The sequence below is a fragment of the Pseudomonas sp. EA_5y_Pfl2_R50 genome (assembly GCF_963970475.1).
In the GTDB taxonomy this organism is placed as follows: domain Bacteria; phylum Pseudomonadota; class Gammaproteobacteria; order Pseudomonadales; family Pseudomonadaceae; genus Aquipseudomonas.
On sequence record NZ_CAXAPT010000005.1, the window covers coordinates 274,265 to 283,594 of the forward strand.

General features: G+C 63.7%; 7 protein-coding genes. All 7 read left to right on the plus strand.

Annotated features, from left to right (window positions below):
- Nucleotides 1-4 precede the first annotated feature (4 nt).
- The 7 genes from gspK to AACY19_RS11170 all read left to right on the plus strand — a co-directional run bounded on the left by gspK (nt 5) and on the right by AACY19_RS11170 (nt 9,206).
- A complete protein-coding gene (gene gspK, locus AACY19_RS11140) occupies nt 5-952 on the plus strand; it encodes a type II secretion system minor pseudopilin GspK (protein WP_339450283.1) in 948 nt (315 codons plus the stop codon).
- Nucleotides 949-2,127 carry a type II secretion system protein GspL gene (gspL, locus tag AACY19_RS11145; protein WP_339450284.1) on the plus strand — a complete coding sequence of 393 codons (1,179 nt, stop codon included), beginning with the start codon at nt 949-951 and terminating at the stop codon, nt 2,125-2,127. Before gspK ends, gspL begins: the two co-directional genes overlap by 4 nt.
- Entirely contained in the window at nt 2,120-2,668 is a 549-nt protein-coding gene (gene gspM, locus AACY19_RS11150; protein ID WP_339450285.1) for a type II secretion system protein GspM, read from the plus strand. Before gspL ends, gspM begins: the two co-directional genes overlap by 8 nt.
- Nucleotides 2,665-5,031, plus strand: a complete 2,367-nt coding sequence (gspD, locus tag AACY19_RS11155) for a type II secretion system secretin GspD (protein ID WP_339450286.1) — start codon at nt 2,665-2,667, stop codon at nt 5,029-5,031. The genes gspM and gspD overlap by 4 nt, the downstream gene beginning before the upstream one ends.
- Nucleotides 5,028-6,434: a type II secretion system ATPase GspE gene (gene gspE / locus AACY19_RS11160; protein WP_339450287.1), complete on the plus strand. Its 1,407-nt coding sequence runs from the start codon at nt 5,028-5,030 to the stop codon at nt 6,432-6,434. The genes gspD and gspE overlap by 4 nt, the downstream gene beginning before the upstream one ends.
- A complete protein-coding gene (gene gspF, locus AACY19_RS11165) occupies nt 6,434-7,645 on the plus strand; it encodes a type II secretion system inner membrane protein GspF (RefSeq protein ID WP_339450288.1) in 1,212 nt (403 codons plus the stop codon). Before gspE ends, gspF begins: the two co-directional genes overlap by 1 nt.
- A 451-nt stretch (nt 7,646-8,096) precedes the next feature.
- Nucleotides 8,097-9,206 carry a substrate-binding domain-containing protein gene (locus tag AACY19_RS11170; protein ID WP_339450289.1) on the plus strand — a complete coding sequence of 370 codons (1,110 nt, stop codon included), beginning with the start codon at nt 8,097-8,099 and terminating at the stop codon, nt 9,204-9,206.
- The last annotated feature ends 124 nt before the right edge of the window (nt 9,207-9,330 follow it).

A 9,330-nucleotide genomic window follows, 5' to 3' on the forward strand; every position in this document is an offset into this window, starting at 1 on the left:
GGCGATGAGCAACCAATCGAACCAGCAGGGCATGGCGATTATCAGTGCACTGTTGATTGCGGCCGTGGTGGCGGTGATGGCGGCGGGCATGTTGACGCGCCAGAGCGTGGCGACCCGGGCACTGGAGGCCGATCAGCAGCGTGTGCAGGGGCGTTGGCTGGTGCAGGGCGGTCTGGAGATCAGCCGTCAATTACTCTGGGATGCACGTCAGCGCGACCCGTTGACCCGGCTCGATCAGCCGTGGGCGCAGCGTCTCTCCGCGCAAGGTTTTGAAGGGCGACTGGAGGATGAGCAGGGTAAGTTCAACCTGCGCAATCTGGTGGCGAACGAGCGGGTGGATGAGGCACAGGTCGCGGCGTTTCAGCGCTTGTGCGCGTTGATCGGGGTCAGTGCGGGGTTGAGTCAGCGCATCAGTCAGCGGGTGATTGCCTCCTACCCGCGACTGCTGAATCCGCAGATGGCCGAGGCGCCGAAAACGGGTTTCGACAGTGGTCGCGCGACCTCGCCCAACGCGACACGCAAACCGCAGAACCCGACGCTGCCGATGCTGCGCAGCATCGATGATCTGCGCAGTGTCGACGGCGTCAATGAGGCGGTGATCGGCAAACTGGCACCGTACCTGACGGTGATTCCGGCCATCACCTGGATCAACGGCAATACCGCCACGGCGCCGGTGTTGGCCGCTTATGTGCCGGGGCTGTCGCTGGAGCGTGCCAATGCGCTGATCGCCGAGCGCGATGCCGGGCGCTGGTTTATCAACCGTGGCGACTTCGTTAACCGCTTGCGCCTGCCGCAACTGGAACTGACCAGCGTCAAGGTCGGCATCACCAGCGACTGGTTTCGCCTGCGCGGCGAGGCGCGGCGCGATCAGCGGCGGGTCAGCCTGGAGGCGTTGCTGCATCGCAGCCAGGACCGCTTGCCGCAGGTGATCTGGTCGCGGGTGGGCGTATGAGCCAGTTGAAGGTTGCGTTGCCGCCCTTGGCGGAACTGGATCTGCACAGTCAGTTGCACTGCGCCTGGCTGGATCGTCAGGGCCAGGTCACGCGGGAAGAACTTCACAGTCTGAGTCAGTTGGGCGAACTGCCGAAACGGCCGCCGCTGGTGTGTTTTCTGCACCCGGCTGACAGCCTGTTGGCGAGTCTTGATTTGCCGCCGTTGCCGGCCAACAAGATCGTCGCGGCGGTGCAGTGTGCGGCGCAGGCCTTGATCCTGGGCGGCAGCAGCGAGATGCACATCGCCCACAGCGCGCGGGACGAGGCCGGGCAGGTGCAGATCGCCTGGGCGCCTCGGCACCTGCTGCTGCGTGTGGGCGAATTGTGCAAGCAGGCGGGACTGAACCTGCGCGGTCTCTACCCGGCGCCGTTCACTTTGCCGGTGCTGCCGGGCACCGTTGCTTGCGTGCAGGACGGGCATCTGTTGCTGCGCGACAGCGTGCACGCGGCGCGGGTGCAGCCGTTGTTCGACGATGGCCTCGACGGCGTGGTGTGGGAGCCGGGCAGCACGCTGCACTGGATCGGGGATCAACCGCCGCCGGGCGCCGAATTGCCGATGGTCGCTGCGCAACGCTGGGCCGGGCCGCTACCGGGTTGGGGCCTGCACGGCGCGGTCCAGCAGCAACAAACCGAGCATCGCGGCTGGGGCCGTGCCGTGGCGTTGTCGCTGTTGGCGGTGGCGGTCTGGGTGATCGGTTTGAACCTGTACGCCGCTCGCGAAGCCGCGCAGGGCCAGCAACTGAAAACCCAGATGAACCTGCGGGTAAAGCAGGCCTTTCCCGAATTGCCGGTGATCCTCAACCCGTTGCAGCAGGCCCGTCAGCAACTGGCGGCGCGGCACAAGGGCGCGGCGGATGATCCGGCGCAGACGTTCACTCGGCTGGTGTTGCAGGCGGGCAGCGGCATGCCGTCGATGGCCGGCAGCGTCGAGCGCCTGATGTTTGTCGACGGCAGCATGCAACTGAGTCTGCAGAGCGACGCCCGTCGTGGCGGCAATGATCAGGCGTGGCAAAGCACCCTGGCGCAGGCGGGCATCAGTGTCACGGCAAACGACGACGGCTGGACCTTGCGCGCGACCGGTGAAGCCACCCCAAGCGACAGCGATGACAGCGGCGGAGCAGCAGACGATGAATAAGCCCTCGCTCGCGCTGTATCGCGCCAGGTGGCAACGCTTTAATGCTCAGCTGCAGGCGCGTTGGCAGCCGTTGGCCCTGCGCGAGAAACGCATGGTCGGCGGCATGGCGGTCGGGCTGTTTGGCCTGTTGATCTGGGGCGCACTGATCCAGCCGCCGCTGAAAAAAATCACCTATTGGCAGACCGAGACGCCAAAGCTGCGCGCCCAGACCGAGGCACTGGAGGTGCTGTTGCGCGAAGTCAGCGTGCGTCCGGCGGGGCAAAGCGTGGCGCAGTCGCTGGAGCAGACCCTGCAGGCCAGCGGCCTCGGTGGGCACTATCAATTGCAGGCCGGGGAGGCTGGCGCATGGCAGCTGACCTTCGATGCCGCGCCCGCCGATGCGTTGCTCGACTGGCTGCTGAGCCACCCGGCACAACTTTCTCTGCAAGTGGTCGAGGCGCGTTTGCAACGTGCAGACAACCCCTCGACCGAAGTCACTGCCGGCACTTTGTCAGGCACCGTTCGCATGGATCAGGCGCAGGGCGCTAAGGAAGCTTCATGAAGGGGTCAGGGTCGAAACCGGCACATTTGGCGTTGCCGCTGTTGCTGATGGCATTGAGCGCGTGCAGCCACACCACCACGCCACACAACCCGCCGCCATTGCTGGTCGACAGCGAACTCGGCCGTCCGTTGGCCAACACCCAGCGCAGCGGCGACGCGGTGCTGGATCGGGAACGCGCGCAGGCCCAGGCGCGACCTGTGCCCAAGCAATTGCACAACATCACCAAGAGTGCCCGCAGCGGCGCGGCACCGTCGGGCATTGCCTTGCCGAGCAACCCATTGGGCGATCAGCCGGTGACGCTGAATTTTGTCGACGCCGATATTCAAGCGGTGGTGCGGGCGTTGTCGCGTTCCACCGGCCAGCAGTTTCTCGTCGATCCACGGGTCAAGGGCACGCTGACCCTGGTCTCGGAAGGTCAGGTGCCGGCGCGACAGGCTTACGACATGTTGCTCGCGGCGTTGCGAATGCAGGGTTTCAGCGTGGTCGATGTCGGCGGCGTGGCGCAGGTGGTGCCAGAGGCGGACGCGAAACTGCTCGGCGGGCCGATCTACAGCGCCGACAAACCCGCCGGTAACGGCATGCTCACCCGCACGTTCCGCCTGCAATACGAGAACGCGGTGAACCTGATCCCGGTGCTGCGCCCGATTGTCTCGCCGAACAATCCGATCAACGCCTATCCGGGCAACAACACCATCGTCATTACCGATTATTCGGAAAACCTTACCCGTGTCGCGCAGTTGATCGCCGGCATCGACACGCCGAGCGCCATCGACACCGACGTGGTGCAGATCCAGAACGGTATCGCTGCCGACATCGCGCCGATGGTGGCGGATTTGCTCGACGCGCCGGGCAATGATCCGACGCAGAAGATTGCCGTGATCGGTGATCCGCGTTCCAACACCATCATCATTCGTGCCGGCAGCCCGGAGCGCACCGAGCTGGCGCGTAATCTGATCTACAAACTCGATAACGCGCAGAGCAATCCGAGCAATCTGCACGTGGTGTACCTGCGTAACGCGCAAGCGGCGAAACTGGCCCAGGCCCTGCGCGGTTTGCTCACCGGCGAAAGCGACAGCGGCACCAGCGACAGTGCGCGTTCGGTGCTCAGCGCGATGGGCAGCAGCACCAACGGTAGCGCTGGGCAGAACGGTCAGAGCGGTACGCAAAGCAGCGGCAGTACGTCGACCACCAACAGCAGCGGCAGCACGGGCGGCAGTTACGCGCAGGGCAGCAGTGGCGCCAGCAGCGGTGGTGCGCAAAGCAGCGAACAGAACGTCGCCTTCAGCGCCGGCGGCGTGACCATTCAGGCCGACGCCACCACCAACACCTTGCTGATTTCCGCGCCGGAACCGCTGTATCGCAACCTGCGCGAAGTCATCGACCTGCTCGACCAGCGCCGCGCACAAGTGGTGATCGAAAGCCTGATCGTTGAAGTCGGCGAGGACGATGCCAGCGAATTCGGTGTGCAATGGCAGACCGGCAATCTCGGTGGCAACGGTGTGATCGGCGGAGCGAACCTCGGCGGCTCGGGGATCAACGTCAACGGCAAGACCAGCATCGACGTACTGCCGCAGGGTTTGAACCTGGGCTACGTCAACGGCACTGTGGACATCCCCGGGATCGGCAAGATTCTTGACCTGAAAGTGCTGGCCCGGGCCTTGAAGAGCAAGGGCGGCACCAACGTGCTGGCGACGCCAAACCTGCTCACGCTGGACAACGAAGCGGCGAGTATTTTTGTCGGCCAGACCATCCCGTTCGTCAGCGGCAGTTACGTCACGGGTGGCGGCGGCACCAGCAACAACCCGTTCCAGACCGTGACCCGCGAAGAGGTCGGCCTCAAGCTCAATGTGCGCCCACAGATTTCCGAGGGCGGCACGGTCAAGCTCGATATCTATCAGGAAGTCAGCAGCATCGACGAGCGTGCTTCGGCCAGTTCGACCTCGGCGGGCATCGTCACCAACAAGCGTGCCATCGACACCAGCATTCTGCTCGATGACGGCCAGATCATGGTGCTCGGCGGTCTGCTCCAGGACGGCTATAGCCAGAGCAATGATGCGGTGCCGTGGCTGGGTACGTTGCCGGGCATCGGCGCGCTGTTTCGCAACGAACGTCGGGCGATCACCAAGACCAACCTGATGGTCTTTCTGCGCCCGTACATCATTCGCGACAGCGAAGCGGGGCGCAGCATCACCCTCAATCGCTACGACTTCATGCGCCGCGCCCAGGGTGGTTTGCAGCCGGAACGCAGCTGGGCGATGCCGGACATGCAGGCGCCGCAATTGCCGACGGCAGCGCAGGGTGTGCCGGCGGTATTACCGGCCTCAGGGCCTCGCGCGACGATCAAAGCGGTGCCCATCCCATGAGTGTTTTGCCTTACGCCTGGGCCAAGGCGCAGCGGATTGTGTTGTGCGATGGCGTGTTGACGGTGTGCCCGTCGACCCCCGGCTGGTCGATCAGCGAGGCACGACGGCAGTTTGGTGCGACCACGATTGAGCGTGTGCGCGATGACCAGCTCGACGGCTTGCTCGCCAGTGCCTACGCCGATACCGGCAGCGCGGCGGCGGTGGTCGGCGCGGCGGAGAACGAAGTCGACCTCGACCGCCTGATGCAGGACATGCCGGAAATCACCGACCTGCTCGATACTCAGGACGGCGCGCCAGTGATCCGCATGATCAACGCTTTACTCACGCAAGCGGCGCGCGATGAGGCCAGTGACATCCACATTGAGCCGTTCGAAACCCATTCGGTGGTGCGCTATCGCGTCGACGGCACCCTGCGTGACGTGGTCTCGCCGCGCAAGGCGTTGCACGGTGCGCTGGTGTCGCGGATCAAGATCATGGCGCAGCTCGACATCGCTGAAAAACGCCTGCCGCAGGATGGCCGTATCGCGTTGCGTGTGGCCGGGCGGCCCATTGATATTCGTGTGTCCACCGTGCCCACCGGTCACGGCGAGCGGGTGGTCATGCGATTGCTCGACAAGCAGGCCGGGCGTCTGCAACTGGAGACCCTCGGCATGGACGCGCAGGTGTTGGCCAAACTCGATCACCTGATCCGCCAGCCCCACGGCATCGTGCTGGTTACCGGCCCGACCGGTAGCGGCAAGACCACCAGCCTCTACGCGGCACTGGCGCGCCTGGATGCCAGCACCAGCAACATTCTTACCGTCGAAGACCCGGTGGAATACGACCTGCCGGGCATCAGCCAGATCCAGGTCAACGCCAGGATCGACATGACCTTTGCCCTCGCGCTGCGGGCGATTCTGCGTCAGGACCCGGACATCATCATGATCGGCGAGATTCGTGACCTCGAAACCGCGCAAATTGCCGTGCAAGCCTCGCTGACCGGTCACCTGGTGCTGGCGACTCTGCACACCAATGACGCGGTGTCGGCGGTCAACCGCTTGATCGACATGGGCGTTGAACCGTTCCTGCTCGCGTCGTCGATGCTCGGTGTGCTCGCGCAACGACTGGTGCGGCGGTTGTGCAATCAGTGCAAGCAGCAAGACCCGGCGGCGCCGGGCACTTGGCGCCCGGTCGGTTGCCCGGCGTGTAATCAGACCGGTTACAGCGGTCGCACCGGCATCCACGAACTGTTCTGCATCGACGACGACATCCGCACCCTGATTCACCAGGGGGCAGGGGAGCAGGCGTTGCGCGCTGCGGCGGCGAAAGCCGGGATGTTCAGCCTGCGCGAGGACGGCGAACGCTGGATTCGCAGCGGCGCCACCGCCCCTGAAGAAATCCTTCGCGTGACACGGGACGCCTGATGAATCGCTATCGTTTTGAGGCCGCCGATGCCAACGGCAAGATCGAATCCGGGCATCTGGAAGCCGACAGTCAGGGCGCCGCTTTCAGTGTTTTGCGCGGGCGCGGATTGACCGCGCTGTCGGTGCACAAGGAAAGCAACGTCGCCAGTCACGGTGGCGGTGGCCTGTTCAGTGCGCGGCTGTCGGACAACGATCTGGCCTGGGCCACGCGGCAACTGGCGAGTCTGTTGGGCGCGAGTCTGCCGCTGGAAGCCGCCTTGAGTGCCACGGTCGAGCAGGCCGAGAAAAAACACATCGCCCACACCCTCAGTGCCGTGCGCGCCGACGTGCGCAGCGGCATGCGTCTGGCCGAAGCGTTGGCGGCGCGGCCACGGGATTTCCCCGAGATTTATCGGGCACTGATTGCGGCGGGTGAGGAGACGGGGGATCTGGCCCAGGTGATGGAACGGCTGGCCGATTACATCGAGGAACGCAACAACCTGCGCGGCAAGATTCTCACCGCATTCATCTATCCCGGCGTGGTCGGGCTGGTGTCGATTGGCATCGTGATCTTTCTGCTCAGCTACGTGGTGCCGCAGGTGGTCAGCGCGTTTTCCCAGGCGCGGCAGGACTTGCCGGGGCTGACGCTGGCGATGCTCACCGCCAGTGATTTCATCCGCGCCTGGGGCTGGTTATGCGCGGCAGTCATGGCGGGGGCATTCTGGAGTTGGCGCCTGTACCTGCGTAACCCGGCGGCGCGCTTGAGTTGGCATCATCGGGTGCTGAAATTGCCGCTGATCGGGCGCTTCATTCTCGGCCTCAATACCGCGCGTTTCGCCTCCACGCTGGCGATTCTCGGTGGCGCCGGGGTGCCGTTGTTGCGTGCGCTGGAAGCGGCGCGACAGACGTTGTCCAACGAGCGTCTGAGCCTGAGCGTCAGCGATGCCACGGCCAAGGTGCGCGAAGGGGTGAACCTGGCGGCCGCGTTGCGTGTGGAGAACGTGTTTCCGCCGGTGCTGATCCACTTGATCGCGAGCGGCGAGAAAACCGGTTCGTTGCCACCGATGCTTGAGCGTGCGGCGCAAACCCTGTCGCGGGATATCGAACGCCGGGCGATGGGCATGACCGCATTGCTTGAGCCGCTGATGATTGTGGTGATGGGTGGAGTGGTGCTGGTGATTGTGATGGCCGTGCTGCTGCCGATCATTGAGATCAATCAGTTGGTCCAGTAGTGGCGTGTCTGAAATATTGATGGTGTCTGGGCCGGCCCCTTCGCGAGCAAGCCCGCTCCCACCTTTGAAATGCGTTCCCCCTGTGAAGGGGCCAGTCAGGGCAACAAATAATCCAGATTTTTTCCCGGAACTTGCCCATCACCCGAGCCTCGATTGCCCCATCCTCGGGTTCTCCTTTCTGTCATCTGCGACCACCCGCCAACGCCTCCAGCGCGATTGCGTCAAACCCTTGATCCAGACCCTCGGCCAGCCCCCACAAACTCCCGAGAAAATCCCTTCGGAAACGCCGCACAGCTCCCGAGGTTTTTTCCTTTATCTGTCACCGGAACCTGCGAATTTCTCAGTGCGACTTAACCCAGGCCAACGCTAGCGAGGGCCCGGTGAGTCCTCCCAGTGTCATGCAAGCAATCTGAAACCTGTGTTCACAACCTCGTTGAAAAGGAGATTCTTCATGTTCAAGCGCACTCTGATCGCCGCCTCACTGACCGTCGCCGCTCTGGCGTCCGCCCAGGCCATGGCCGCCAACGTAACCGGTGGTGGCGCGACTCTGCCTGCCGCTCTGTACAAAGGTTCTGCCAACAGCATCCTGCCAGCCAACTTCAGCTACCTGGGCACCGGTAGCGGCACTGGCAAAACCGCGTTCCTGACCAACAACTCGGCACTGTTCAGCACCACCGGTTCGGTGCACTTCGCTGGCAGCGACTCGATCCTCAGCGCTGCGGAAATCAGCACCTACAACAGCACCTACGGCGCTTCCTACGGCCCGCTGATTCAACTGCCTTCGGTAGCCACTTCGGTTGCCATCCCTTACAAAAAGTCTGGCCAGACTGCTCTGAACCTGACCAGCACTCAGCTGTGTGATGCATTCTCCGGCGCCAAAACCACTTGGGGTGCGCTGTTGGGTACCGCCGACACCACACCGATTCGCGTGGTTTATCGCAACGTTTCCAGCGGCACTTCGGAAATCCTCACGCGTCACCTGAACTCGATCTGCCCGACCCGTTTCGCCACCAGCTCCACCTTCACCAGCGCACGTCTGCCAGCCGGTTCGGCTGTGCCAGCCAACTGGGTCGGTGTTGCCGGTACCGCTGACGTCGCCACTCAAGTCAACGCCGTTGACGGCTCCATCGGTTATGTCGGTCCGGACGGCGTGAACGCCTCGAGCAACGCTGTGGTTGCCCGCGTCAATGGCGTGCAGCCAACCACCGCCAACGTTTCCCTGGCATTGGGTTCGGCAGCGCTGCCAACGACGCCTTCCAACCCGGCCCAGTGGGTTCCGGTCGTGCCTAACCCGGCGAGCGGTTATCCAATCGTCGCGTACACCAACTTCATCTTCGGTCAGTGCTACAAGGATGCAGCGGTGGCCAACGATGTTCGCAACTTCCTGACCACCCACTACAGCAACCCGGGCAACAACGCCGCCACCATCGCGCACAGCTTCACGCCGGTTCCAACCAACTGGAAAACCGCTGTGACCGCCAACTTCATCACCAACACCTCGGGCAACAACCTGAACATCAACAACGCCAGCGTCTGCAACGCTATCGGTCGTCCGTTGTAAGCCTCGCTTCACCTGCAACACCCCAGCAGCAGCCTTCGGGCTGCTGCTTTTTTTTGGGCCGGTCTACTCCTCGATCATGAAGTTTGTGTGACATCCGTTCGGTCGCGGCCCTCGCCAACCGCCT